Below are 25991 nucleotides of genomic sequence, written 5' to 3'. Positions count from 1 at the left end.
CCCGGTCTTTCACGTCGATGCATCACGCCAGACACCTCGGTCAGCTCCCTCTCCCTCGGGGAGAGGGCTGGGGTGAGGGGCTTTTCAGGGCTGGACCACGACTCCCGGTACGAGGGGCAATTCCAGACTCGCCACAAATCCGCCCTGCGCATGATTGGCCAGCGTCAGCGTGCCGCCATGCCGTTCCGCCGCCCGTTTGGCGATGGCCAGTCCCAAGCCATGCCCGGCGGCCGTCTGCCCCGGCGCTCGGTAGAACGGCTCGCCCAGCTGACTCAGATACTCCGCCTGCACGCCCTGCCCGTGGTCGCGCACGCTAATGACAATCCGTTCACCCTGCCGCGAGGCCTGCAGTTCGATCGGCTGATCGCTGGGGTTGAAGCGCTGGGCGTTGCGCAGCAGATTATCCATGGCGCGTTCGATCATCGTTGGCCAGCCTTTGAGATTCAGCTGCGGCTCGGCTTGCAGGCGCACGGTCTGTTCAGGCGAGCTCAACTGCGCATCCTTTTGCAGTGTGGCGAGCAGCGCATTGAGATCCACGTCTTCAGCACTGGCGTTGTCGGCATCGACTCGCGCGAGCACCAGGATTTCACTGATCAACGCCTCCAGCCGATCGCATTCGCGGGTCAGCCGTGGCCACAGTTTCTCGCGTTCTTCAGGATTGGCGCGCTCGGCCAAAGCCAAGGCAATACGCAGGCGCGCCAGGGGTGAGCGCAATTCATGGGAGACATCGCGCAGCAACTGCCGCTGACTGCCAATGAGACTTTGCAGACGTGCGCCCATGCGGTTGAAATCGGTGGCGAGCACGCCGAATTCGTCGCGTCGGTTGGCCAGTTTTGCCAGGCTGTTCTGCTGATAAGTGGTCTGTCCCAGATCATGCACCGCGCCCCGCAAGCGACTGAGCGGGCGGGTGATGGAGAAGGTCACCAGCAAACTGAACAGGGTCAGCACCACCAGTGCAATGCCCAGCGCACTCAGCGGCCAGAGCAGGCTTTCGCGGTGCCAGGCGTCGAGTTCCGGGTGCGGGATGCGGTAGATGAACAGGTAGGTGTCACCGGTTTTCTCACTGGTGATCTCGTCAGTCAGACGCCGCCACGGCAGACGGCGATCGTCGTTGTTCTGCCGCGCTTCGAACGCGGCGGCGCGACGCGGGAAGGTGCCACGCACCACCGGGTCGCCGGTTTCGTTGAGCACCTGAACGTCGATGTGATACTGGCGTTTGCGTTGTTCGAGGATGTCCTGCGCCGCTTCTTCGCCCTGGGCCTCGTAGGTCTGGGTCCATTCTGCCGCCAGTGTGTTGAGGCCGGGATGGCGGCTGAGTATCCACGCGTCCTGATTGAGCATGTGCCCAAGCAGGATCGACAGCCCGGCTACCAGAGCGATGGCCAGCCAGAAGCTCGCAAGAATCCGCCAGAACAATGAACGCACAGAAACTCCTCAAAAAACACAAAACCCTGTAGGAGTGAGCCTGCTCGCGATAGCGGTGGGTCAGACAAAAATCTGTCAACTGACACACCGCTATCGCGAGCAGGCTCACTCCTACATTTGGATCGATGAAAACAGGCCCGACGATTTGAGTCGTCGGGCCCAGGGTCAAGCCATTATTGCGCCTTTTGTGCCTGCTGCGCTTTCCAGGCCTTGAACTCGGCCCATTCGGCGCGGCGTTCGGCGCGTTTTTTCTGGATCTCGTCGAACTGCTTCTGTTGCTCGGGTTTCAGCAGTGCGCGGACATCGGATTCGGCTTTCTTGTGGTTGGCCGCGATCTCGTCCTTCATGGCTTTCTGGTCGGCCGGCGAGAGTTTTTCCAGGTACTTGTCGACCACCTGCTTACGCTCATGCATCTGCTCGCCCATGATCTTGCGAATCTGCTCGCGCTGTTCGCGGGTCAGGTCGAGCTGACTGTACGGGCCTTTGCCGTGCATGCCGCCGTGCATCTGACCACCGTGGCGCGGGCCATCAAGCGGACCACCCAGCGGACCGCCATCCTGCGGCATGGCCATGGCCACGGTTGGCAGAGCGGCAGCGAACATCAGAGCGATAAGAGTCTTGCGCATGGTGTATCTCCTTGTCTCGTTCCCGGTACGTTCCGGATGAGTTCAGATTACGCAGATCAAGGTCAGCGGCGGTCAGCGCAGCGTAAAGCTTCGGTAAAGACGCTTCGTGCCCGAACTGACAAACACTGATGTGAATGACCCGCGTAGCAATGTGGGAGGAGCTGAAGGCTGCGATCTTTCTGATTTGCAGTTGAGGAAGATACGCATTGAATTGAGAGTCGCCCTGCAGGGTGTTGATGCGAAAGGACGGGCACAGTGATCGTTGAGCAGTCATCAAAGTGAGGTAACATCTGCTCATCGTGAAGTTCAAAGGAGAAAAACGATGGCAGGAAAGCCGGTCGCAAGGCTCGGAGATCCAGGGAGTCACGGCGGAAATATCACGACTGGATCAAGTCCTATTTTTGTGAATTCGATGCCCGTGGCTTTGGTTGGGGATATTTACTCTTGCCCAATTCACGGCAGCAATCCCATCACGACTGGCGCTCCCCATGTTTTCGGTTTGGGGAAAGAAGTTGCCCATGTTGGCTCCCTGACGGCGTGCGGAGCGACGATTACTGCTGGATCGCCCGACACCTTCGTAGGTGAGTCTGGTGGTGGCGCTCCAATTAGCTTCTTCTCGGAATTTTTGAAAGAAAAGACTTTCGTTGAGTTTCAGTTGCTCAACGAAAGAGGTGAGCCTATCGCCAACGAGGCGTATGAATTGACGCTCCCCGATGGCACCTTGTTGACAGGCTTGCTTGACGAAAATGGCTTTGTGCATGTTGCAAATGTTCCTAGGGGAAATTGCAGCATAAAGTTTCCGAAACTTGAAGATACGGAACATCTTTAATGGTTCAGCCCACTCAATCTACTAGCACAACACAGTCAGCAAAGAACACAGGTGTGTCAGGGAAAACAACGAAGACCAACCAGGTAGTCGTATCCGGTGCCTATATGGAAATACTGGTGGGAGGCCCTTACACTCGCGATAAAGAAGAGCATCCTTTCGGACACGCAGCTTTACATGTAGTGGTCGGTAGCAAAGATATCACTTACGACTTTGGCCGTTATGGTAAGACATGGGGTACGTTTGATAGCGAGGGTGAGGGCGTTCTGAATGTCTGGACTTCTTTCAAGGCTTATATCTCTGGTGAAAATAGCTTAGGACGTACGACGACAGGTTTTGTTTATTTTTTGGATAACGCAAAGGCTGAGGCTGTGATCGCTCATTTCGATGCTGTTATCGCTCAGCAAAAAGAGCAGAGGAGAAAAACAGCTTCGTCAGCACGTTATGTCCTTCCTTCAAACTATCACCCGACCACGAATAACTGCACAACAGTGACGATTGCAGGAGCAAAGGTTTCAGGTAAGTCTATTTTGTACAACCCTTCGAAATATAACGAAATGCGAGGTCTTTCTTTCATCGAACGGCAGGCCGCGCGTACGCAAAATAGTCCGCAGGATGGGATCTTCATGCCTGCGGACTTGCAAGCCATGCTCGAAGCAAATGCCGAGGCACCCTATGATAAGAAAAACGTTTACAAATAAGCGACTCGGCCTATGCCTGGCGGCAGTAGCTTTAACCGTCAATGCGATTTTTTTGGCTTTTCTGATTTTTGATGATAATGCGAAGGGACACGATATGAAGATGATCAAAACTAAAGAACCGTTGCTGATCGAGGGTCCAAACGGCGACGAGAATTACTACGTGCTGCCGCAGGGTACTACGCTATATCACGATAAAAGCTTTCCTGAAGGGCATGATCGTTATGTGGTGTATCTCAACCATAAGGGTACGATTGCCCACGAAGAAGTACCGATGAAGCCTGAGTATGGCGGTTCTTTCATTGATCCGCTCTGGCTGGCAAATGTTGATGCGAATACTTTGCAAGAAATTTTCAAGCGTTTTCCACTTTCCAAAAAAGACATTGCCGCTGCCATTAAGGCCAACGAGATAACCAAGGACGATTTGGCCGACATTATTCGTTCGATGCCCGATTAACCACTGCAAAGTCACCGACGGCTGCATTCCCTACAGAGCGTGGAAACGATCAGATACCCCTCTGTAGGAGTGAGCCTGCTCGCGATGGCGGCGTGCCAGACAAGAATGTGTTGACTGACACACCGCCATCGCGTGCGGCTCACTCCTACAAGGCGCAGGTCTTATAGACTGTAGTAGTAACCACGGCTACGCAGCGCAACGATGCGCGGGCGGCCGTCGGGGTGGGGGCCGATTTTCTTGCGCAGGTTGCTGACGTGCATGTCGAGGCTGCGGTCGTACAGGGTCAGCTTGCGGCCAAGGGCCAGTTGCGCCAGTTCCTGTTTGTCCAGCGGCTCGCCGGGCTGCTTGAGCAGGGCTTCGAGCAGGCGGCTCTCGGAGACGGTGAGGGTCAGTTCTTTTTCGTCGATGCTGACCACGCCGCGCACCGGGCTGAAACTCAGATCACCCAGCTCAAGCTGCGTCGATACGGCCGCCGGGTGGCTGCGGCGCAACACGGCGCGCAGGCGTGCAGTGAGTTCGCGTGGGTCGCAGGGTTTGGCCAGATAATCGTCGGCACCGAGTTCGAGGCCGAGGATGCGGTCCAGCGGTTCGCCACGCGCCGACAGCATCAGCACCGGCAGGTCCGCATGGTCGTTGCGCAATTGCTTGAGCAGTTCCAGACCGCTGCCGTCGGGCAGCATAACGTCCAGCACCACCGCCGCCGGGGCGGTTTCGGCCAACGCCTTGCGGGCGCTCTGGCCATCGTGGCAGGCGCGCACCTGGAAGCCTTCCTGGCTCAACCAGCTACTCAGGAGTTCGCACAACTCCTGGTCATCATCAATCAGTAACAGCTCGCTCATGACTCACTCAATTTAGCCATTGCCGACGTTTTCGGCTTGCACCACTGGCAAAGATACCGCAGAGCAGCGCCAATAGCGCTACCCCGGCGCCAGTGACGAACCACTGCTGTTGATCGGTCAGCAAACGCGGCAGCGGGCTGGCCTGGGCTTCCTTGAGTTGCAGCTTCAGACGCTGGTTCTCCTGGCGCAACCGGGCAAGCTGGGCGCTTTCGCGGGTGTTGTCGGCATTCTGCAGTTGTTTGTTCAGTTCTTCGCGCTGCTGTTCACTGGCCTTGAGCCGCTGTTGTAGCTCGGTGATCTGGCTGCCGGCGCTCAATGACAATGGCGTGGAGCTGCCGCTTTCGGTGGTTTCCTCACCATGGGCGGGCGCCATGATCGACAACGTGAGCAACATCAGACACAACGGACCCTTGCGCATCGCGATACCTGTTTCCAAATGGATATTGGGCAGGTTGTCGGCAGGCAAACGAGAATAATGAGCGATTGAGAGCGCGATGAACCGAGAAGGTTCAGTGCCGCGAGTAGTGCCGAGGGATGGCACATGTTGAAACTGTGGCGAGGGAGCTTGCTCCCGCTGGACTGCGTAGCAGTCCTGAAACTGGGGGCGCTTCGCACCCCAGGCGGGAGCAAGCTCCCTCGCCACAGGTTTAATCGAGCTTCTTAAGGCAGGACTTGCTTGAACGGTTTGACGGTCACATTGGCATAGACGCCAGCGGCGATGTACGGATCGGCGTCGGCCCAGGCCTGGGCAGCGCTGAGGGACTCGAACTCGGCGACGATCAGGCTGCCGGTGAAACCCGCTGCGCCCGGATCATTGCTGTCGACCGCCGGATGCGGACCGGCCAGCACGATGCGGCCTTCGCCCTTGAGCGCTTGCAGGCGTTCCAGATGCGCCGGGCGCGCGGACAGGCGGGCTTCGAGCGAGTTGGCAACGTCGGTGGCAATGATGGCGTAGAGCATGTCAGTCCTCGGTTTTTGGCGTTGTGGTATCGGTGTCATGCAGATGACGCGACAGGTAGATGCCCTGTGCAACCAGGAACAGCACGGTCATGCCCAGGCTGCCGAACACCTTGAAGTCGACCCAGATGCTCTGGAAGGTGAAGGCGACGAACAGGTTGGCGGCGCCGCAGAACAGAAAGAAGGCGATCCAGGCGATGTTCAGACGGGTCCACACAGGATCCGGCAAGGTCAGCGCGTGGCCCATGATGCGCTTGATCAGCAGGCGATCACCGATGAAGTGGCTGCCGATGAAAGCCGCAGCGAACAGCCAGTTGACCACCGGCGCTTTCCATTTCAGGAAGGTTTCGCTGTGGAAGGCCAGCGTCAGGCTACCGAATACCAGGCAGGCGATGAGCGTCAGCCATTGGCTCTTTTCCAGCTTGCGCTGCTTGATGAACAGCGCGCCGTACACCACCAGGGAGCTGATGATCAGCATCGCCGTGGCGCTGTAGATACCGCCTACGGTCACTTGCTGGCCGGCAATGTCGACGACCCGTGGATCAAGTTTGTAAACGATGAAGAACAGCAGAAGCGGGATGAAATCGATGAATTGTTTCACAGTGAGAGCCAGAAGCTGGATGTGGCGGCATAATAACAAACATACGGGCGCGCGATAGCGCCAGCTGATTTGAGGTTACAACTCCCCGTGAATGTTGATTTGCACTGCCACAGCACGGCCTCCGACGGCGCCCTGGCGCCCGCGGTTCTGGTTGCGCGTGCGTTCGAGAACGGCGTGCGGGTCCTGGCGTTGACCGACCACGACACCCTCGAAGGCCTCGCCGAAGCGCGGACGGCGGCCACCGAGTTGGGCATGCAGCTGGTCAACGGCGTCGAATTGTCCTGCACCTGGGGCGGGGCGACCATTCATGTGTTGGGCTACGGTTTCGACGTCAACGCCGCGCCGTTGGTCGAAGCGATCGCCAAATTGCACGATGGTCGCTGGCTGCGGTCGGAAGAAATAAGCCGCAAGCTCGCCCTCAAGGGCATGCCCGGCGCCCTTGAGGGCGCCCGGCAGATCCAGCAGGAACTGGGCGACAGCGGCAACGCGCCGGCCCGTCCGCATTTCGCCGACTGGATGGTGCGTGAAGGTTTTGTAAAGGATCGCGCCGAGGCGTTTCGCAAATGGCTCGGCGCCGGCAAGCTCGGCGACGTCAAGCTGCACTGGCCGACCCTGGAAGACACCGTCGGCACCCTGCGCGCCGCCGGTGCCTGGGTCAGTCTGGCGCATCCCTGGCACTACGATTTCACCCGCAGCAAACGCCGAAAGCTGATTGCCGACTATATTCAAGCAGGCGGGCATGCAATCGAGGTGGTCAATGGCCACCAGCCCGCGGAACAGGTGGGCAGCCTGGCGATCCTTGCCCGTGAGTTCGGTCTGCTGGTCAGCGCCGGCAGTGACTTCCATGGCCCTGGCGGCTGGTCCGAGATCGGCCAGTACCGGCCGGTTCCCGAGGACCTTCCACCCCTGTGGTGTCGGTTCAAACATGACACAGATATTGCCGCCGTCTGAACAGGTAGAGAATGTGAGTCAATTTTTCCAGATACATCCGGAAAACCCGCAAGCGCGCCTGATCAAACAGGCGGTCGAGATCATCCGCAAGGGCGGGGTGGTGATTTATCCCACGGACTCGTCCTACGCCATCGGTTGCCAGATCGGCGACAAGACCGCCATCGAGCGTGTGCGACGTCTGCGCCAGCTCGATGAAAAGCACAACTTCGCGCTGATCTGCAGCGACCTGTCGCAACTGGGCAACTACGCCAAGATCGACACCGGCACCTTCCGCATTCTCAAGGCGCATCTGCCGGGGCCTTACACTTTTATTCTCAACGCTACCCGCGAAGTACCGCGCCTGTTGCTGCATCCGAAGAAACGCACCATCGGCCTGCGCGTGCCCAGCCATCCGATTGCGCTGGCGCTGCTGGCCGAACTCGGCGAGCCGCTGATGAGCGTGACGCTGATCATGCCCGGCGACGAAGACCCACTGAGCGATCCGTACGAAATGCGCCAGTTGCTTGAGCATCAGGTCGATCTGATCATCGACGGCGGTTTCGGCGGCATCAAGGCGTCGACGGTGATTGACCTGACCGGCGACGACCCGGAAGTGGTCCGCGTCGGTTGCGGCGATCCGACGCCGTTCATGGTCGAGGCCTGAATGTCCGCAGTGGAAACCGTGGTCGATCCCCAGGCTGGCGCCCAGCAGGAACTGCCATTTGCCATGGTCTATGGCCAGGCAGTCATGGAAATGCCGCTGGACCTGTACATCCCGCCGGATGCGCTGGAAGTCTTTCTTGAAGCCTTCGAAGGCCCGCTCGACCTGCTGCTGTACCTGATCCGCAAACAGAACATCAACATCCTCGACATCCCGGTGGCGGAAATCACCCGCCAGTACATGGGCTATGTCGAGTTGATGCAGTCGGTGCGTCTGGAACTGGCCGCCGAGTATCTGGTGATGGCGGCGATGCTCGCCGAGATCAAGTCGCGCATGCTCCTGCCGCGCGCGGAAACCGTCGAAGACGAAGAAGACGACCCGCGCGCCGAACTGATCCGCCGCTTGCAGGAATACGAACGCTTCAAGGCTGCCGCTGAAGGTATCGATGGCCTGAGCCGGGTCGGTCGCGATGTGATCGTGCCCAAGCTCGATGCCCCGGAAGCACGGGCGCGTAAACTGCTGCCGGACGTGGCGCTGGAAGAAATCCTGACGTGCATGGCCGAAGTGCTGCGCCGTGGCGACATGTTCGAAAGCCACCAGGTCAGCCGCGAGGCGCTGTCCACCCGCGAGCGCATGAGCGATGTGCTGGAACGGCTCAAAGGCGGCGGCTTCGTGCCGTTTGTCGAGCTGTTTACCGCTGAAGAAGGTCGCCTGGGTGTAGTGGTGACCTTTATGGCGGTCCTTGAACTGGTCAAGGAATCCTTGGTCGAGCTGGTGCAGAATGAGCCGTTCGCCGCGATCCACGTGCGAGCCCGAGCCGAATAACGAGTCCCTACATGAACCTGACTGAACCCCGCGAGCTGGCGCCCCTGCTTGAAGCCTTTCTGTTGGCCTCGGGAAAGCCGCAATCCCTTGAGCGCCTGTTTGAACTGTTCGAAGAAGGCGAGCGGCCGGAGCCGGCGGTCTTCAAGAAAGCCCTGACCCTGCTCGGCAAGTCCTGCGAGGGCCGCGCGTTTGAGCTCAAGGAAGTCTCGTCGGGCTATCGCTTGCAGATCCGCGAGAAGTTTTCGCCGTGGGTCGGCCGACTCTGGGAGGAACGCCCGCAGCGCTATTCCCGTGCTTTGCTGGAAACCATTGCGCTGATCGCCTATCGCCAACCGATCACCCGTGGCGAAATCGAAGACGTGCGTGGCGTCGCGGTCAACAGCAACATCGTCAAGACCTTGCTTGAGCGTGAGTGGATCCGCGTCGTCGGCTATCGCGACGTGCCGGGCAAACCGGCGATGTTCGCCACGACCAAGGCGTTTCTCGATCACTTCAACCTGAAAAACCTCGAGGACCTGCCGCCGCTGGCCGAACTGCGCGAAATGGAAGCCGAGCCGGTGCTCGATTTCGACGACGCGCCGGTGCCGCAGAGTCTGCAGGAACTGGCCGACGCCAGCGCCGAGCCCGAGGAGGAAAAGGAAGAAACCAGTTTCCATTCCCTGCTGCTGGAACTGGACAGCATGGAAGAGGGGATCAAGACCGACTTCGACGATTTGCTGCGCGATGCTGCGGATGGCGAAGCGCCGGTGCCCGAGCCTGAGATCATCGAACACGCGATTGAAGTGGAACTTGAGACCGCGCCTGACGCCGAACCGGAAGACGACATTCTCGGTGTCGCCGAGGCCCGCGAAAAACTTCTGGCCGCTGTCGCCGCCCTCGAGCAGCCGGAACCCGAACTCAGCGAAGAAGAAGCCGAAGCCCGCGCCCTGGCCGAAGCCATCGAAGCCGAACGGCGCGAATTCGACGATTGACCCGATTCCCGGAACACCGCCATTCCCTGTAGGAGTGAGCCTGCTCGCGATAGCGGTGTAACTGACAAGATGATGTCGACTGACCCACCGCTATCGCGAGCAGGCTCACTCCTACAATGGATTCGTGTTTTTCCGGAGACCTCGATGAGTTCCACCAAAGACCCCTGCATCAGCCTCTGCAAATTCAGCGACGACATCTGCCTCGGCTGTGGCCGCAGCAAGCGCGAGATCAAGGCCTGGAAAAAGCTCGACAAGGACGACAAGCGCACTGTGCTGGCCGAAGCCGCGCTGCGCCTGATCAAACTCGGCGGTGCCGGTCGGCGGAAAAAGAAATAACTGGCAATCGATCAGCTAGTCTCTGATGCGCGACGGCGCACATCCGCGTATGATTCGCGACCCTTCGCCGATCCCTTCGGCCGAATACCCAGATTTCAATGCTTCAGGCGCCGCCTGAACAGACCACACCGGGAGGTGCCCAGATGAGTGACATCAATCAGAAAGACGACCAGGAAATCGGCCCAGCAGGCGAAAAGCTGCAGAAGGTCCTCGCCCGTATCGGCGTCGGCTCGCGCCGTGACGTCGAAGCCTGGATCAGCCAGGGCCGGATCAAGGTCAATGGCAAAGACGCCACCCTTGGCCTGCGTGTCGACATGCACGACGCCATCACCATCGATGGCAAGGTGATCAAGCGCGAAGAGGCCGCCGAATCGGTGCGCCGCGTGATCATGTACAACAAGCCCGATGGCGAGATCTGCACCCGTGACGACCCGGAAGGCCGTCCGACCGTGTTCGACAAGCTGCCGCGTCCGAAAGAAGGTCGCTGGATCAACATCGGCCGTCTCGACATCAACACCACCGGTCTGCTGATGTTCACCACCGACGGTGAGCTGGCCAACCGTCTGATGCACCCGTCCTACGAGATGGACCGTGAGTACGCTGTGCGTGTACGCGGTGAAGTCGACGACGAGATGATCGAACGCCTGAAAGCTGGCGTGGTGCTCGAAGACGGTCCGGCGCGTTTCACCGACATTCAACAAGCCCCGGGCGGTGAGGGCTTCAATCACTGGTACCACTGCGTGGTCATGGAAGGGCGTAACCGCGAGGTTCGGCGTCTGTGGGAATCGCAGGGTCTGGTGGTCAGCCGTTTGAAGCGCGTGCGTTTCGGTCCGGTGTTCCTCAACTCCGACCTGCCGATGGGCCGCTGGCGCGAAATGAGCCAGTACGAAGTCGACGTACTCAGCGCCGAAGTCGGCCTGACGCCGGTGGCGATGCCGCAGCTGAACGCCAAGAGCAAGGACAAGCTCGAGCGCATGCAGCGCAAATCGTCGCGACCAATGGCCAAGACCGAGCGCGTGCGCACCCTGCGCCCAGCCGCTGGCGCACCGACCGGGCCACGCCCGGGCCGCGAGCCGCAGATTGAAGGCGAGCGTCCAGGCCGCAAACCGGTTGCCCGAGACGGCGAGCGCGCACCGCGTCCAGCCAATGGCCGTACTGAGCGTGGCGAACGCGGCGCTCCTGCCGGTCGCGGTACGCCAGTAGCGGATCGCCCGGCCGACACCACCAACAAGCGCCCGGCCAAGCCTGCGCCAAAGCGTCCGGGGATCAAACTGGTCGACGGCGACAAGCCATCGGGCAAGCGCCGCGGCGCACCGGCCGGCTCGGGCCAGCGCCCGGGTTTCGGACGCAAGAAGCCGGAATAAGGCAGCTGTGAGTTTCTAGCTGCAAGCTGCAAGCTGAAGAAAAAACGCCAACCTTAGGGTTGGCGTTTTTTTGTCTGGCTCTCATATGCGGTGCGCTCACCCGTAGGAGCTGACGAGTGAAACGAGGCTGCGATCTTTTGATCTTGAAAATCAACATCAAAAGATCGCAGCCTCGTTTCACTCGTCAGCTCCTACAGGGCTCATGCGGAGGCTGGAACACGAACCGTCCGTCGAACACCGGCCGATAGCAAGCTAGCTACCGTCAAGATGCAGACATCCTTCAGAAATTTCTGTTTCGGAAAATTTACGTTACGGTTTGTAAAGAAAAGCTGACGGCTTGGTGCGATCTATACGGTGCTTTCACGCGTTGCGTGCGGTTGTAAGGAAAAGCTTCCGTACGCCGTTCGATCTGGTGCTGCGCGAGGCTCTGGGGCGCTTGTTTCCGTTGTTCAGGCGAGGTGTGATGCGCGGCATGCCTGTCGTGCAGGCCAATAACAAGAAGGAGGCGCAATGAACGCCGCGACTGATTTCCACTTCTCCCCGTGGGACGGTTTTCTCCTCGTCCCCGTCGATGGCCCGCAAAGGCCTGACTCATATTTTGCAGCCGCTCGAGACGATCGAGGCGGACACACGCAATTCCGGCAACCGACACGCTGATCAGGCGGGGTCTGGCAGCAGGGGGTTAGCGGTGTACAATGCGCCGCGTTTTAACTGTGACCCTCTGCGTAATCGCAAAAATCTCGAGGCTACCCGCCTTGTTCACTCCGCCGCGCCACAAGCGTGCCGGGTTCGATTTCGTCACAGATAAAAACAAACAGGTGACGCATGACCGTTGTAAATGAGCTGAACTCCTGGTGCCTGCGCTGGGGTTTGATCGGGGCTGCCTGAAATCGCAACCTTGCAGCAACGTCTACTGAACATCATCAAACCTTGCGTGAGACCTTTTTCATGAGTGGACAACCCTCGCAATCAGGCGAGCTTAAACGCGGCCTGAAAAATCGCCATATTCAACTGATCGCCCTCGGTGGCGCGATCGGTACCGGATTGTTCCTTGGTTCTGCCGGGGTACTGAAATCCGCCGGCCCGTCGATGATCCTCGGCTACGCCATCTGCGGCTTCATCGCCTTCATGATCATGCGCCAGCTCGGCGAGATGATCGTCGAAGAGCCGGTGGCCGGTTCCTTCAGCCACTTCGCGCACAAATACTGGGGCGGTTTCGCCGGCTTCCTCTCGGGCTGGAACTGCTGGATTCTGTACATTCTGGTGGGCATGTCCGAGCTGACAGCGGTCGGCAAATACATCCATTACTGGGCGCCGGACATCCCGACCTGGGTCTCCGCTGCGGCGTTTTTCGTACTGATCAACGCGATCAACCTGGCCAACGTCAAAGTCTTCGGTGAAGCCGAGTTCTGGTTCGCGATCATCAAGGTTGTGGCCATTGTCGGCATGATCGCCCTTGGCAGCTACCTGCTGGTCAGCGGCCACGGCGGCCCGCAGGCCTCGGTGAGCAACCTGTGGTCCCACGGCGGTTTCTTCCCCAACGGGGTGAGCGGTCTGGTCATGGCCATGGCGATCATCATGTTCTCCTTCGGTGGTCTGGAAATGCTCGGTTTTACCGCGGCTGAAGCCGACAAGCCGAAAACCGTGATCCCGAAAGCGATCAATCAGGTGATCTACCGCATCCTGATTTTCTACATCGGCGCACTGGTGATCCTGCTGTCGCTGACCCCATGGGACAGCCTGCTGGCAACCCTTAACGCGTCCGGCGATTCCTACAGCGGCAGCCCGTTCGTGCAGGTGTTCTCGATGCTCGGCAGCGACACCGCTGCGCACATCCTCAACTTCGTCGTGCTGACCGCCGCACTGTCGGTGTACAACAGCGGCACCTACTGCAACAGCCGCATGCTGCTGGGCATGGCCGAGCAGGGCGATGCGCCGAAAGCGCTGGCGAAGATCGACAAGCGCGGCGTGCCGGTGCGTTCGATTCTGGCTTCGGCGGCAGTGACCCTGGTTGCGGTGCTGCTCAATTACCTGATCCCGCAGCACGCGCTGGAACTGCTGATGTCGCTGGTGGTTGCAACGCTGGTGATCAACTGGGCGATGATCAGCTACTCCCACGTCAAATTCCGTCAGCACATGAACCAGAGCAAACAGACGCCGCTGTTCAAGGCGCTGTGGTACCCGTACGGCAACTTCGTCTGCCTGGCGTTCGTGGTGTTCATCCTCGGCGTGATGCTGCTGATCCCGGGGATTCAGATCTCGGTGTACGCGATTCCGGTGTGGGTGGTGTTCATGTGGGTCTGCTACCTGATCAAGAACAAGCGCAGTGTGCAGCCGGTGGTGGCTGCAACGGCGAAATAACAGCGCATGCAGAAACGACAAACCCGGCCAGAGTGCCGGGTTTGTCGTTTCCAGGGTTCATGCAAAACCCCTGTAGGAGTGAGCCTGCTCGCGATAGCGGAATGTCAGGAACATATTTGTCGACTGACACCCCGCTATCGCGAGCAGGCTCACTCCTACAAGGGGATCTTCATCAGGTTTGAGCGCTGTTTCAGGTTATCCTGCATCTACTGATTACGGACGCTTTTCCATGCTGGTGATTTCCAACAATGTGCATCTGCCGGATGCCGAGATCGAGTTGACCGCCATCCGCGCGCAAGGCGCCGGTGGGCAGAACGTCAACAAGGTTTCCAGCGCCATGCACCTGCGCTTCGACATTCCCAATTCGTCCTTGCCGGAGTTCTACAAGGAACGCCTGCTGGCGCTGCGCGACAGTCGCATCACCAGCGACGGCGTGCTGATCATCAAGGCGCAGCAATATCGCACCCAGGAAGCCAACCGCGCCGATGCGCTGGAGCGACTGGTCGAGCTGATTCTCAGCGCCACCAAAGTCGAAAAGAAACGCCGCCCGACCAAGCCGACCCTCGGTTCGAAGAAACGTCGGCTGGAGTCGAAAACCAAGCGCGGCAGCATCAAGGCCGGACGCGGCAAAGTGGATTTTTAAGCCTCGCGATATTTCGCCGTGTGCTTGTACAGATAGACACTCAAGCCAAGTCCGCTCAACGCCGCGAATGCGGCGAACAGGAAGATCGAAGCAAAGCCGAACCCGGCGGCAATCGCCCCGGCCAATGGCCCGGTGATCCCCAGCGACAAATCAATGAACAGTGAATAGGCACCGACCGCCGCACCACGGCTGGAGGCCGGCACCAGATTCACCGCTTCGACGCCCAGCGCCGGGAACACCAGCGAGAAGCCAAAGCCGCTGAGCGCCGCACCGGCCAGGGCCCAGTGCGCATCCGGCGCGATCCAGAGCAGCAACAACCCCAACGTTTCCACCGACAGGCAGGCGATCGCCACGCGGAAACCGCCGAGGCGGTTGATCAGGTTGCCGAACAGCAGCCGCGCGCCGATGAAGCTGGCGCCGAACAGGCTCAGGCACAGCACCGCGTTATCCCAATGCTGGGTCGCGTAGTACAGGGTGATGAAGGTGGCGATGGTGCCGAAGCCGATCGAGCCCAGCGCCAGTCCGCAGCCGTGAGGGAAGACTTTGCCCAGCACATGCATGAACGGCAAACGCTCACCAGCGACAATCGGCGCCGCGGTCTTCGGCCATGCCAGCGCCAGACCGAGCAAGGCGAGGAGGATGATGCTCACGCCCATGCTCCACAAACCCAGGCGGCTCACCAGCCACACGCCGAATGGCGCGCCGATCGCCAGAGCGCCGTAACTGGCGATGCCGTTCCAGGAAATCACTTTCGCGGTATTCGCCGCGCCGACGCGACCGATGCCCCAGCCAATCGAGCCGGAACCGACCAGACTCTCGGCGCTGCCCAGTACCAGGCGGCCGATCAACAGGCTGATCAGGCTGAGCAGCGGCAGGTTCGGTGTCCATGCGGAAATCAGCATGAACACACCGCTCAAGCCACAACCCGCGAGGCCAATCATTACCGCGCGCTTGCTGCCCTGATTGTCGATGATCTTGCCGGCATACGGACGGCTGAGCAGGGTGGCGAGGTATTGCACGCTGATCACCAGCCCGGCGATCACCGCGCCGAAACCGAGGTCACTGTGAACGTAACCCGGCAACACGGCGAGCGGGATGCCGATGTTCAGGTAACCGATGAAGGTGAAGAGGACGATGGAAACCACTTGCAGCGTAACCGCCAGCGGGCGCTGGGGCTCGGATATAGACGACATGGGTAACGATCCACGGGAGCAGCAGATTGGATAGGCTGCTCATGATACCGGCGTGAACCGTTCAGGGGCGGGGAAAAGTAAAACTATTTGCCGGGCGGCGCTTTCAGGATTTTGCCGGGGCGACCAGTTGCGTCGTGACGAGGGCGGCGAGGGCGTTCTCTTCGCTGCCGAAACGCTCGAGCAGGGCAGCTTGCTTCTCGGGCGACAGGCGATTCCAGATCTCGATCATTTTCTCGGTGGCGCCGATCAGTACGGCAGCTTGGCTTTCGGAGAATTCGTCGGTCATGGCGGGCTCGGGTTTCAGGCAGTGTGGAAAGCGCATGTTAGCGCTTTCCACACGGTCTGTACGGCGGGTCTTACTCTTCGCTGTCGGCTTTGCGGCTGTCAGCGGCTTCTTGCGGCTCGGGCTTTTCAGCGCCGGCGTGTTGCGGGGTCGTCTGCTCAGGTACGTGCAGGCTCGGGAAGGGGAGATTGGGAATCTCGTGCATGGTTGCGCTCCTCGCTAAGTCTGTTGATAGATCAGGTGCTCCGCGCTTTACAAAGCCTGCGCAGGATACAGCAGGAAAAATGACAATCAGACTTTTAATTCAAATTAATGCGACAGATGGCCGCAGGGGAGGGCAACCCCCAAAGGTCACCACAAAACAAATGTGGGAGCGAGCCTGCTCGCGAAGGCAGTGTGTCAGGCAACATTTTCGTTGAATGACACGCCGCTTTCGCGAGCAGGCTCGCTCCCACAGGGTTTTGTGTTGCAGTAATTATTTGCAAACGCTGGCGATGGCTTCGGCCAGCGAGGTGAGGCGGGTGGCGTCGATGCCGGCGACGTTGGCCCGGCCGGAGCTGACCATGTACACGCTGTGCCGTTCGCGCAGGTGCTTCACCTGTTCCGGCGACAGGCCGGTGTAGGAGAACATCCCGCGTTGCACGCCGATGTGCGCAAAACGCTCGCGCAAACCGTGCGGTTCCAGCGCCTCGACCAGACCGCTGCGCAGCTGCGCGATCCGCAGACGCATGGCTTCCACTTCGTCGGCCCAGCGCGCTTTCAGCTCTGGATCGGCAAGGATGGTCGCGACCACTGCCGCGCCGTGATCCGGCGGCGTCGACCACAGATTGCGGGCGATGTTGGCCAGTTGGCTGCGGATGTCGGTGAGCTTGTCGGCGTTGTTGGCGCAGACGATCAGCGCACCGGTGCGGTCGCGGTACAGGCCGAAGTTCTTCGAGCAGGAACTGGTGATCAATAGCTCCGGCACCTGTGACGCGAACAGCCGGGTCGACCACGCGTCCTGTTCGAGGCCATCACCAAAACCCTGATAAGCGAAGTCGATCAGCGGCAGCAGATCGCGGCTGCGCACCACTTCAAGCACGCGCTTCCAGTCGTCATGGTTCAGGTCGAAACCGGTCGGATTGTGGCAGCAGGCATGCAGCAGCACCACGTCGCCCTTCGGCACTTCCCTGAGCACGGCGAGCATCGCTTCGACGTCGAGGCGGTTGTCGCTACCGACGTACGGGTAGTAGCTGACCTTGACCTTGGCTGCGGCGAAAATCGTTTCGTGGATCGGCCAGGTCGGGTTGCTCAACCACACACCTTTGCCCGGCAGGCATTGCGCGATGAAATCGGCAGCCAGACGCAGGGCTCCGGTGCCGCCCGGGGTCTGGGTGGCGCCGGCGCGTTGTTCGGCGATCAACCGCGAGTCGGCACCCAGTACCAGCTCATTGATGACCTTGTCGAACAGCGGGTTGCCGTGGCCACCGATGTAGGTCTTGGTGTCCTGGCTTTCGACCAGCCGCGCTTCGGCGATCTTCACCGCTTCCGGGATCGGCGTCAGGCCTTGGGCGTCCTTGTAGACGCCAACGCCGAGGTCGAATTTGCGCGGATTGGCATCCTGCGCATAAGCCTCCATCAAACCGAGGATCGGGTCGCCGGGGACCCGGCCGATGGCGTCGAAGTGCATTACTTGCGTCCTTCTGCGGTCTTCGCCACTTCGTCAGTGCGCGCAGCCATGATGAAGTCGTTGCGGTGCAGCCCTTTGATCGAATGGCTCCACCAGGTCACGGTGACTTTGCCCCATTCGGTCAAGAGGCCCGGGTGGTGACCTTCGGCCTCGGAGATCTCGCCCACGGCGTTGGTGAAGGCCAGCGCATGTTTGAAGTTCTTGAACAGGAAAACCTTCTCCAACTGCATGATGCCGTCGCGTACTTCGATGTTCCAGTCAGGGATCTGCTTGATCAGGATCGGCAGTTCTTCATCGCTGACTTGTGGCGCATCGGCGCGGCAGGCTTCGCAGTGGGCTTGGTTCAAAGTCGACATGGTGTATTCCTGAAATCGAGTGTGTTTTTTATTAAAGCGCATGTGCCGTCATTGCCGTCACGCTAAAGCAAAGCGGCGGCGACGCACAGACGCAATTATCAGCAAAAGTCGCGGTTCAGGCGGCTTTCGGTTTCGGCGGAAATTTCGGCGCGTGCAAGCCCAACTGCATGCCCTGGCGAACCATGGCCATGATGTCTTCATGGGCGACATCGAACAGGCGCTTGAGATTCGGCAAGACGAAGTACAGCGGTTGCAGGATGTCGATGCGATACGGCGTGCGCATGGCTTCCAGCGGATCGAACAACTGATGCTCCGGCTCGTCCGACAAGCAGTAAACGCTTTCTTTCGGCGAGGACAGAATCCCGCCACCGTAAATGCGCTTGCCCTGCGGGGTGTCAACCAGACCGAATTCGATGGTCATCCAGTACAACCGCGCCAGGTACACGCGCTCTTCCTTGGTCGCCTGCAGTCCGAGCTTGCCGTAGGTGTGGGTGAATTCGGCGAAATACGGGTTGGTCAGCAGCGGGCAGTGGCCAAAGATCTCGTGAAAGATGTCCGGCTCCTGCAGATAGTCGAGTTCTTCGCGGGTACGAATGAAAGTAGCGACGGGGAATTGCTTGCTGGCGAGCAATTCGAAAAAAGTCTGGAAAGGAATCAGCGCCGGCACCCGGGCGACCTGCCAGCCTGTGGTCTCGCCGAGGACTTTGTTGATCTCGGCCAGTTGCGGAATGCGGTCGTGGGGCAGACCGAGTTTTTCGATACCGTCCAGGTATTCCTGGCACGCACGACCTTCAATCACCTTCAACTGGCGAGTGATCAGCGTGTTCCACACCGCATGTTCTTCGGCGGGGTAGTCGATAAAACCTAGCGCATCGGGCTCGCGAGCCACGTATTGCGTCTGCTTCATGCTGCTCTCCTGCTAGGGGAATCTGGTTTTTGTTATGTCCAGCGATGGCTACAGGAATACCCGAGAGTGTGATGGCGTGCAGCATGTTGACCCGCGGGTGCGTAGGAAAATTCTGCTTGTTTCGTAAAGTTATCGTTACGGTTTGTCGGCTAGAGCGCATTTACGGCGATTGGTGGGTTTGAAAAGGGCAGGGGCTGTCACATAATCTTGACAACTATCTGCGTGCCTCGACAGAAAATCGGGCGCCGTTCCCCTGTAGGAGTGAGCCTGCTCGCGATAGCGGTCTATCAGACACATATTTGTCGACTAACACCCCGCTATCGCGAGCAGGCTCACTCCTACAGGTTTCTCTTCGTTCAACCGGGCCTTTTCCTATGCGCATCAAAGTCCACTGCCAGAACCGCATCGGCATCCTGCGCGACATTCTCAATCTGCTGGTGGCGTACGGAATCAACGTTGCCCGCGGTGAGGTGGGTGGTGAGCATGGCAATGCGATCTATCTGCACTGTCCGAACCTGATCAACATCCAGTTCCAGGCGCTGCGGCCGAAGTTCGAGGCGATTGGTGGAGTATTCGGGGTCAAGCGTGTCGGGCTGATGCCCAGCGAACGCCGGCATATGGAATTGAATGCGTTGCTCGGCGCGCTGGAGTTTCCGGTGTTGTCGATCGACATGGGCGGCTCGATCGTTGCGGCCAACCGCGCGGCAGCGCAATTGCTCGGGGTGCGCGTCGATGAAGTGCCGGGGATTCCGCTGTCGCGTTATGCCGAGGATTTCGACCTGCCGGAACTGGTGCGGGCCAACAAGTCGCGGATCAACGGCATGCGGGTCAAGGTCAAGGGCGACATCTTTCTCGCCGACATCGCGCCGCTGCAATCGGAGCACGACGACAGCGAGGCCATGGCCGGCGCGGTGCTGACCCTGCACCGCGCCGATCGCGTCGGCGAGCGTATCTACAATGTGCGCAAACAGGAACTGCGGGGCTTCGACAGTATCTTCCAGAGCTCGAAAGTCATGGCCGCCGTGGTCCGCGAAGCGCGACGCATGGCGCCGCTGGATGCGCCGCTATTAATAGAAGGCGAAACCGGCACCGGCAAGGAACTGCTCGCGCGCGCCTGCCACCTCGCGAGTCCGCGTGGGCAGTCGCCTTTGATGGCGCTCAACTGCGCCGGGTTGCCGGAGTCGATGGCCGAGACTGAACTGTTCGGCTACGGCCCAGGCGCCTTCGAAGGTGCGCGGGCCGAAGGCAAGCTCGGCCTGCTGGAGTTGACCGCTGGCGGCACGCTGTTTCTCGATGGCGTTGGCGAGATGAGCCCGCGCTTGCAGGTCAAGCTGTTGCGCTTTCTCCAGGACGGTTGCTTCCGCCGTGTCGGCAGCGATGAAGAGGTCTATCTCGACGTGCGGGTAATCTGCGCGACCCAGGTGGATTTGTCCGAACTGTGCGCGCGCGGCGAGTTTCGCCAGGATCTGTATCACCGCTTGAATGTGCTGTCGCTGCACATCCCGCCACTGCGCGAATGCCTCGACGGTTTGACGCCGCTGGTCGAGCACTTCCTCGATCAGGCCAGTCGGCAGATCGGCTGCCCGCTGCCGAAACTGGCCCCGGCGGCGATGGAGCGGCTCAGCCATTACCACTGGCCGGGCAACGTGCGGCAACTGGAGAACGTGCTGTTCCAAGCGGTTTCGTTGTGCGACGGCGGCAAGGTCAAGGCCGAACATATCCGCCTGCCGGATTACGGCGTGCGTCAGCCGCTTGGCGATTTTTCCCTGGATGGAAATCTCGACGAGATCGTCGGGCGCTTCGAGAAAGCGGTACTGGAACGGTTGTATTCCGAGCACCCGAGCAGTCGACAACTGGGCAAACGGCTGGGTGTTTCGCACACCACGATTGCCAACAAGCTGCGTGAATATGAGGTGGGCAAAGACGCGGCCGAATAACCTTGTGGCGAGGGAGCTTGCTCCCGCTGGGTTGCGCAGCAGCCCCAAATCCATTCAGCCGGGTGAGTCAGGCACACCGCACTCACCGGGTTTACGACTGCTTCGCAGCCGAGCGGGAGCAAGCCCCCTCGCCACAGGGACTGATTTCACTCGTAATCAGGGATTGCCGCGAAGCGGCATGACACCGCCGGTTTTTCGTCTTCTGCACATTTCAAATTCCCCCTCCATCCCCCTCAAGTCCCTTGTTTACCGGGCCTTCGTCCGCCAATAAAAAGTTGGTCTGCAAATTGCTTATGGCTGAGCAGTACAGCGGTGGGCGGCAAACGTCCGGCATGCAGAGGAAACACAGTGGACAAGTACCTTTATGTGGCAATGACCGGCGCCAGCCAGAACGCACTGGCGCAGCGGGCGCATGCCAACAACCTGGCGAACATCTCCACCAACGGCTTTCAGCGCGACCTCGAACAGGCGCGGTCGATGCCGGTGTTTGGTGACAGCTTTCCGGCGCGCGCGTTTGCCATGAGCGAGCGTCCTGCCACCGATTTCACCCCGGGCTCGCTGGTGCAGACCGGTCGTGAACTCGACGTCGCGGTATCCGGCAACGGTTTCATCGCCGTGCAGAATCCCGGTGGCGGTGAAAGTTACGTGCGCACCGGCAGCCTGAACATCGACGCCCTCGGCGTGCTGCGCGCCGGCAACGGCATGCCGGTAATCGGTAACGGCGGCCCGATCGCTGTGCCGCCCGAGCAGCAGGTCGAAGTCGGTGAAGACGGCACCATCAGCATCCGCGCCATGGGTGAAGGCCCGCGCGTGATGGCCGAAGTCGACCGCATCAAGCTGGTCAACCCGGACATCAAGAACATGAACAAAGGTCTCGACGGTTCGATTTACACCAAGGACGGCCAGCCGGCGCAAGCCGACGCCAACGTCAAACTGGTCTCGGGTTTCCTCGAGTCGAGCAACGTCAATGCCGTGGAAGAAATGACCTCGGTGCTGGCCCTGGCCAAGCAGTTCGAGTTGCACGTCAAGATGATGAACACCGCCAAAGACGACGACCAGGCCATGGCTCGGGTCTTGCAGATCAGCTAATTATCAGAACGTCGCGCCGTAAAACAGGCGCACGAGGAGAATCGAATGCTTCCGGCTCTATGGGTTGCCAAAACCGGTCTGTCCGCCCAGGACACCAACCTGACCACCATTTCCAACAACCTGGCGAACGTTTCGACCACGGGGTTCAAACGTGACCGTGCCGAGTTCCAGGACCTGCTGTACCAGATCAAGCGTCAGCCAGGTGCTCAGTCGACCCAGGACAGCGAACTGCCGTCGGGTCTGCAAGTGGGTACCGGTGTGCGCATTGTCGGCACCCAGAAGAACTTCACCGCCGGCAGCCTGCAAACCACCGAGCAGCCGCTGGACATGGCCATCGACGGTCGCGGTTTCTTCCAGATCCTGCAGCCGGATGGCACCACGTCCTACACCCGTGACGGTACTTTCCACCTCGACTCCAACGGCCAGATCGTCAACGCCAGCGGTTTCGCTCTGGAGCCGGCGATCATCATCCCGAACGATGCGCAGACCTTCACCGTCGGCCGTGACGGCACCGTGTCGATCACCATCGCCGGCAACCCGGCGTCGCAAGTGATCGGCAACCTGCAGACCGCCGACTTCATCAACCCGGCCGGCCTGCAAGCCGTGGGCAACAACCTGTTCCTCGAAACCGCTGCTTCCGGCGCGCCGCAAATCGGCACTCCGGGCCTGAACGGTTTCGGTACCACGCTGCAGAACACCCTGGAAACCTCGAACGTCAGCACCGTTGAAGAGATGGTCAACATGATCACCACTCAGCGCGCCTACGAGATGAACTCCAAGGTGATCTCCACCGCCGACCAGATGCTCTCGTTCGTAACGCAGAATCTGTAATCCAGTCTATGGGGCGGCCTGAGGTCGCCAGCAACACCGTGAGGTAGGGTCATGAAGCGCTTTGTATCTGTTCTGGCATTGGGTGGGGTCGTCTCGCTCGCGGGCTGCGTCGCTCCGGCGCCCAAGCCCAATGACCCTTACTACGCCCCGGTGTTGCCGCGCACACCGTTGCCGGCGGCCGCCAATAACGGCTCGATCTATCAGGCCGGCTTCGAGCAGAACCTGTACAGCGACCGCAAGGCGTTCCGGGTCGGTGACATCATCACCATCACCCTCAACGAGCGTACCCAGGCGAGCAAGAACGCCAACTCGCAGATGGACAAGAACAGCGACAACAAGATCGGTCTGACCTCGTTGTTCGGCTCCAGCCTGACGACCAACAACCCGATCGGTGGCAACGACCTGAGCCTCAACGCCGGCTACAGCGCCGACCGTTCGACCAAGGGCGACGCCAAGTCCGGGCAGAGCAACAGCCTGACCGGCTCGATCACCGTGACCGTGGCCGACGTGCTGCCCAACGGCATCATCGCCGTGCGTGGCGAGAAGTGGCTGACGCTCAACACCGGTGACGAACTGGTGCGCATCGCCGGCATGGTTCGCGCCGATGACATCGCGACCGACAACACCGTGTCGTCGACCCGCGTCGCCGATGCGCGCATCACCTACTCGGGTACCGGCGCGTTTGCCGATACGAGTCAGCCAGGCTGGTTCGACCGTTTCTTCCTCAGCCCGCTGTTCCCTTTCTAGGTGGCTACGTTGAATCTGAAAAGCCTTATGGTGGCCGCATTACTGATGTCTGCGGCTTTCACCGCACACGCCGAGCGGCTGAAAGACATCGCCAGCATTTCCGGCGTGCGCTCCAACCAGTTGATCGGTTACGGCCTGGTGGTCGGGCTTAACGGCACCGGTGACCAGACGACGCAGACTCCGTTCACCCTGCAGACCTTCAACAACATGCTCTCGCAGTTCGGCATCAAGGTACCGCCGGGATCGGGCAACGTGCAGTTGAAGAACGTCGCGGCGGTGTCGGTGAGTGCCGATCTGCCGGCGTTTGCCAAACCGGGTCAGCAGGTCGATATCACCGTGTCCTCGATCGGTAACTCCAAGAGCCTGCGTGGCGGCACCTTGTTGCTGACCCCGCTCAAGGGTATCGACGGCAACGTCTATGCAATTGCTCAGGGCAACCTCGTGGTCGGCGGTTTCGATGCCGAAGGTCGCGACGGTTCGAAGATCACCGTCAACGTTCCGTCGGCCGGTCGCATCCCTGGCGGTGCGTCGGTGGAACGTGCGGTGCCGAGCGGTTTCAACCAGGGCAACAGCCTGACGCTGAACCTCAACCGCTCCGACTTCACCACCGCCAAGCGCATCGTCGACAAGGTCAACGACATGCTCGGCCCTGGCGTCGCCCAAGCCATCGACGGCGGTTCGGTGCGCGTGACTGCGCCACTGGATCCGAGCCAGCGTGTCGACTACCTGTCGATCCTGGAAAACCTCGAAATCGATCCGGGTCAGGCGGTGGCGAAGGTCATCATCAACTCGCGCACCGGCACCATCGTCATCGGCCAGAACGTGAAAGTGTCGCCAGCCGCCGTGACCCACGGCAGCCTGACCGTGACCATCACCGAAGACCCGATCGTCAGCCAGCCGGGCCCGCTGTCCAACGGCCAGACCGCCGTCGTGCCGCGCTCGCGGGTGAATGCTGAACAGGAAGCCAAACCGATGTTCAAGTTCGGCCCGGGCACCACCCTCGACGAGATCGTCCGTGCGGTGAACCAGGTCGGCGCAGCACCGGGTGACCTGATGGCGATTCTCGAAGCTCTGAAGCAGGCCGGCGCATTGCAAGCCGACCTGATCGTGATCTGAGGCCGACCACCATGGATATGCGCAAAAGCGGTTTGGTCAGCAGCAGCGATTCGGGTTCCTACTCGGACCTCAATCGTCTGAACCAGCTCAAGGTCGGCGACAAGAACAGCGACGAAAACATGCGCAAGGTGGCGCAGGAGTTCGAGTCGCTGTTCCTTGGCGAAATGCTCAAGTCGATGCGTTCGGCCACCGAAGCGCTCGGCCAGGACAACCCGCTGAACACGCCGGCGGCCAAGCAGTATCAGGAAATGTACGACCAGCAATTGGCGGTTTCCATGTCCCGCGAGGGCGGTGGTATCGGCCTGGCTGACGTGCTGATCCGGCAGATGTCGAAGAACAAACCGATGGCGCCGGGCGAGGCTGCGGCTGCGTCCGCCGCCAAGCAACAGGAAGCGCTGGCCAAGGCCGCCGCCGTGCCGACACCGATTGCCGCCGGCACCGTCGCCACCGGTCCGCTGTCCCGCGTCAACGGCGAGCGTCCGTTGTGGGCATCGCGCTCGGTGCATGCGCCGAACACCGATATTTCCCATCGCAACGACATGGCGCTGATCAATCAGCGGCGTCTGGCGCTGCCGCCGAAACTGGCCGATCGCTTGCTCGCGGGCCTGGTGCCGTCGGCGCCGAGCGCTGCCACTGCGACCACCACGACGGCGGCGACCAACGCCTTGCCGCAACGTGCTGCGATCACCGCCATCAGCGGTTCCGGCGCGTTGTACAACGGCGACTGGCTGGCCCGTGCCGAAGAACAGAAAGCCGCCGGCGGGCAGATGCAGGTCTACGGCCGCGCCATGGCGCAGATTCCGCTGGCACCGGCGAAGAAGGCCTTCAGTTCGGCCGACGAATTCGTCAACACCATGCTGCCGATGGCCAAGGAAGCCGCCGACCGCATCGGCGTCGATCCGCGTTATCTGGTGGCGCAAGCGGCACTGGAAACCGGCTGGGGCAAATCGGTCATGCGCGCCCAGGACGGCAGCAGCAGCCACAACCTGTTCGGCATCAAGGCGAGCAGCAACTGGAAGGGCGATTCGGCCCGCGCGATCACCAGCGAGTTCCGCAATGGTGCGATGGTCAAGGAGACCGCGGAGTTCCGTTCCTATGCCTCGTACAAGGACAGCTTCCACGATCTGGTGACGTTGCTGCAGAGCAACAATCGCTATCAAGAAGTGCTTAAGTCTGCCGATAACCCAGAACAGTTTGTACGCGAGTTGCAGAAGGCCGGTTACGCCACCGACCCGAACTACGCGACGAAGATTTCGCAAATTGCCAAGCAGATGAACAGTTTTGAAAACTACGCTGCGGCGGGTGTCTCCACCACGCCTTTATAAGGCACCAGGTAATAAGGT

The 25991-nt window shown here is 60.2% G+C and carries 29 protein-coding genes; 17 read left to right on the top strand and 12 right to left on the bottom strand.

Features of this window, described 5'->3' with window-relative positions:
- Nucleotides 1-84: 84 nt before the first annotated feature.
- Nucleotides 85-1425, bottom strand: coding sequence for a sensor histidine kinase (locus QRN33_RS10525; protein ID WP_285408437.1), 1341 nt, complete (start codon nucleotides 1423-1425; stop codon nucleotides 85-87).
- A gap of 173 nt (nucleotides 1426-1598) precedes the next feature.
- Entirely contained in the window at nucleotides 1599-2051 is a 453-nt protein-coding gene (locus QRN33_RS10520) for a Spy/CpxP family protein refolding chaperone (RefSeq protein WP_042607494.1), read from the bottom strand.
- Between the two features lie 322 nt (nucleotides 2052-2373).
- On the opposite strand from QRN33_RS10520, the gene QRN33_RS10515 reads away from it, so the two are divergent.
- From QRN33_RS10515 to QRN33_RS10505, 3 genes are read left to right on the top strand one after another with little or no spacing between them, the layout of a single operon-like run.
- A complete protein-coding gene (locus QRN33_RS10515) occupies nucleotides 2374-2880 on the top strand; it encodes a PAAR domain-containing protein (RefSeq protein ID WP_065617423.1) in 507 nt (168 codons plus the stop codon).
- Entirely contained in the window at nucleotides 2880-3578 is a 699-nt protein-coding gene (locus tag QRN33_RS10510; protein ID WP_116659053.1) for a hypothetical protein, read from the top strand. Before QRN33_RS10515 ends, QRN33_RS10510 begins: the two co-directional genes overlap by 1 nt.
- Complete coding sequence (locus QRN33_RS10505; protein ID WP_064362081.1) at nucleotides 3553-4032, top strand: hypothetical protein; 480 nt, start codon at nucleotides 3553-3555, stop codon at nucleotides 4030-4032. The genes QRN33_RS10510 and QRN33_RS10505 overlap by 26 nt, the downstream gene beginning before the upstream one ends.
- Before the next feature lie 161 nt (nucleotides 4033-4193).
- Here QRN33_RS10505 and QRN33_RS10500 read toward each other — a convergent pair whose 3' ends face one another.
- The 4 genes from QRN33_RS10500 to QRN33_RS10485 all read right to left on the bottom strand — a co-directional run bounded on the left by QRN33_RS10500 (nucleotide 4194) and on the right by QRN33_RS10485 (nucleotide 6429).
- Nucleotides 4194-4871, bottom strand: coding sequence for a response regulator transcription factor (locus QRN33_RS10500; protein WP_016771129.1), 678 nt, complete (start codon nucleotides 4869-4871; stop codon nucleotides 4194-4196).
- Nucleotides 4872-4878: 7 nt separating this feature from the next.
- A complete protein-coding gene (locus QRN33_RS10495) occupies nucleotides 4879-5289 on the bottom strand; it encodes an SH3 domain-containing protein (protein WP_016771128.1) in 411 nt (136 codons plus the stop codon).
- Between the two features lie 242 nt (nucleotides 5290-5531).
- Nucleotides 5532-5831, bottom strand: a complete 300-nt coding sequence (locus tag QRN33_RS10490) for a YciI family protein (protein WP_227973898.1) — start codon at nucleotides 5829-5831, stop codon at nucleotides 5532-5534.
- A gap of 1 nt (nucleotide 5832) precedes the next feature.
- On the bottom strand, nucleotides 5833-6429 hold the full coding sequence (locus QRN33_RS10485) for a septation protein A (RefSeq protein WP_042607495.1): 597 nt from the start codon (nucleotides 6427-6429) through the stop codon (nucleotides 5833-5835).
- An 87-nt stretch (nucleotides 6430-6516) separates the two neighbouring features.
- Here QRN33_RS10485 and QRN33_RS10480 point away from each other — a divergent pair, with 87 nt between their 5' ends.
- The 8 genes from QRN33_RS10480 to arfB all read left to right on the top strand — a co-directional run bounded on the left by QRN33_RS10480 (nucleotide 6517) and on the right by arfB (nucleotide 14520).
- A complete protein-coding gene (locus QRN33_RS10480) occupies nucleotides 6517-7380 on the top strand; it encodes a PHP domain-containing protein (protein ID WP_042607496.1) in 864 nt (287 codons plus the stop codon).
- A 13-nt stretch (nucleotides 7381-7393) separates the two neighbouring features.
- Nucleotides 7394-8023 (top strand): L-threonylcarbamoyladenylate synthase, encoded by a 630-nt coding sequence (locus QRN33_RS10475; RefSeq protein ID WP_016771124.1) that lies wholly within the window; start codon nucleotides 7394-7396, stop codon nucleotides 8021-8023.
- On the top strand, nucleotides 8024-8845 hold the full coding sequence (locus tag QRN33_RS10470; RefSeq protein WP_502944976.1) for a segregation and condensation protein A: 822 nt from the start codon (nucleotides 8024-8026) through the stop codon (nucleotides 8843-8845).
- An 11-nt stretch (nucleotides 8846-8856) separates the two neighbouring features.
- On the top strand, nucleotides 8857-9816 hold the full coding sequence (scpB, locus tag QRN33_RS10465) for an SMC-Scp complex subunit ScpB (RefSeq protein WP_065617420.1): 960 nt from the start codon (nucleotides 8857-8859) through the stop codon (nucleotides 9814-9816).
- 144 nt (nucleotides 9817-9960) lie between these two features.
- On the top strand, nucleotides 9961-10152 hold the full coding sequence (locus tag QRN33_RS10460; protein WP_016771121.1) for a DUF1289 domain-containing protein: 192 nt from the start codon (nucleotides 9961-9963) through the stop codon (nucleotides 10150-10152).
- Between the two features lie 143 nt (nucleotides 10153-10295).
- Entirely contained in the window at nucleotides 10296-11516 is a 1221-nt protein-coding gene (gene rluB, locus QRN33_RS10455; protein ID WP_039761212.1) for a 23S rRNA pseudouridine(2605) synthase RluB, read from the top strand.
- Nucleotides 11517-12464: 948 nt separating this feature from the next.
- The gene (locus tag QRN33_RS10450; protein ID WP_042607500.1) at nucleotides 12465-13877 is read left to right on the top strand and encodes an amino acid permease; all 1413 of its coding nucleotides are present in this window, start codon (nucleotides 12465-12467) and stop codon (nucleotides 13875-13877) included.
- A gap of 229 nt (nucleotides 13878-14106) precedes the next feature.
- Nucleotides 14107-14520 carry an alternative ribosome rescue aminoacyl-tRNA hydrolase ArfB gene (gene arfB, locus QRN33_RS10445; protein ID WP_016771119.1) on the top strand — a complete coding sequence of 138 codons (414 nt, stop codon included), beginning with the start codon at nucleotides 14107-14109 and terminating at the stop codon, nucleotides 14518-14520.
- Here the strand turns inward: arfB and QRN33_RS10440 are convergent.
- The 6 genes from QRN33_RS10440 to phhA all read right to left on the bottom strand — a co-directional run bounded on the left by QRN33_RS10440 (nucleotide 14517) and on the right by phhA (nucleotide 18928).
- On the bottom strand, nucleotides 14517-15704 hold the full coding sequence (locus tag QRN33_RS10440; RefSeq protein ID WP_083354337.1) for an MFS transporter: 1188 nt from the start codon (nucleotides 15702-15704) through the stop codon (nucleotides 14517-14519). The two genes, arfB and QRN33_RS10440, sit on opposite strands and share 4 nt — an antisense overlap.
- 112 nt (nucleotides 15705-15816) lie before the next feature.
- Nucleotides 15817-15999: a hypothetical protein gene (locus QRN33_RS10435; protein WP_039761215.1), complete on the bottom strand. Its 183-nt coding sequence runs from the start codon at nucleotides 15997-15999 to the stop codon at nucleotides 15817-15819.
- A gap of 70 nt (nucleotides 16000-16069) precedes the next feature.
- Complete coding sequence (locus tag QRN33_RS10430; protein ID WP_016771117.1) at nucleotides 16070-16201, bottom strand: hypothetical protein; 132 nt, start codon at nucleotides 16199-16201, stop codon at nucleotides 16070-16072.
- Between the two features lie 270 nt (nucleotides 16202-16471).
- A complete protein-coding gene (locus QRN33_RS10425) occupies nucleotides 16472-17665 on the bottom strand; it encodes an amino acid aminotransferase (protein ID WP_285408425.1) in 1194 nt (397 codons plus the stop codon).
- Nucleotides 17665-18021, bottom strand: coding sequence for a 4a-hydroxytetrahydrobiopterin dehydratase (locus tag QRN33_RS10420; protein ID WP_016771115.1), 357 nt, complete (start codon nucleotides 18019-18021; stop codon nucleotides 17665-17667). The genes QRN33_RS10425 and QRN33_RS10420 overlap by 1 nt, the downstream gene beginning before the upstream one ends.
- Nucleotides 18022-18136: 115 nt before the next feature.
- A complete protein-coding gene (phhA, locus tag QRN33_RS10415) occupies nucleotides 18137-18928 on the bottom strand; it encodes a phenylalanine 4-monooxygenase (protein ID WP_252881507.1) in 792 nt (263 codons plus the stop codon).
- 374 nt (nucleotides 18929-19302) lie between these two features.
- On the opposite strand from phhA, the gene QRN33_RS10410 reads away from it, so the two are divergent.
- The 6 genes from QRN33_RS10410 (at nucleotide 19303) to flgJ (ending at nucleotide 25973) form a co-directional block, all read left to right on the top strand.
- A complete protein-coding gene (locus QRN33_RS10410; protein ID WP_042607503.1) occupies nucleotides 19303-20865 on the top strand; it encodes a sigma-54-dependent phenylalanine hydroxylase transcriptional regulator PhhR in 1563 nt (520 codons plus the stop codon).
- Between the two features lie 348 nt (nucleotides 20866-21213).
- Nucleotides 21214-21954 (top strand): flagellar basal body rod protein FlgF, encoded by a 741-nt coding sequence (locus QRN33_RS10405; RefSeq protein WP_042607504.1) that lies wholly within the window; start codon nucleotides 21214-21216, stop codon nucleotides 21952-21954.
- Nucleotides 21955-21999: 45 nt separating this feature from the next.
- The gene (gene flgG, locus QRN33_RS10400; protein WP_016771111.1) at nucleotides 22000-22785 is read left to right on the top strand and encodes a flagellar basal-body rod protein FlgG; all 786 of its coding nucleotides are present in this window, start codon (nucleotides 22000-22002) and stop codon (nucleotides 22783-22785) included.
- A gap of 51 nt (nucleotides 22786-22836) precedes the next feature.
- Nucleotides 22837-23532 carry a flagellar basal body L-ring protein FlgH gene (flgH, locus tag QRN33_RS10395; protein WP_042607505.1) on the top strand — a complete coding sequence of 232 codons (696 nt, stop codon included), beginning with the start codon at nucleotides 22837-22839 and terminating at the stop codon, nucleotides 23530-23532.
- A gap of 27 nt (nucleotides 23533-23559) precedes the next feature.
- Nucleotides 23560-24648, top strand: coding sequence for a flagellar basal body P-ring protein FlgI (locus QRN33_RS10390; protein WP_024012083.1), 1089 nt, complete (start codon nucleotides 23560-23562; stop codon nucleotides 24646-24648).
- Nucleotides 24649-24659: 11 nt separating this feature from the next.
- Nucleotides 24660-25973, top strand: coding sequence for a flagellar assembly peptidoglycan hydrolase FlgJ (flgJ, locus tag QRN33_RS10385; RefSeq protein ID WP_285408420.1), 1314 nt, complete (start codon nucleotides 24660-24662; stop codon nucleotides 25971-25973).
- Nucleotides 25974-25991: the final 18 nt, after the last annotated feature.

The organism is Pseudomonas sp. FR229a, assembly GCF_030209115.1.
GTDB classification, from domain to species: Bacteria; Pseudomonadota; Gammaproteobacteria; order Pseudomonadales; family Pseudomonadaceae; genus Aquipseudomonas; species Aquipseudomonas moraviensis_A.
The sequence above is the reverse complement of the archived record's forward strand: the minus strand, read 5'-3'. Positions and strand labels throughout refer to the sequence as shown.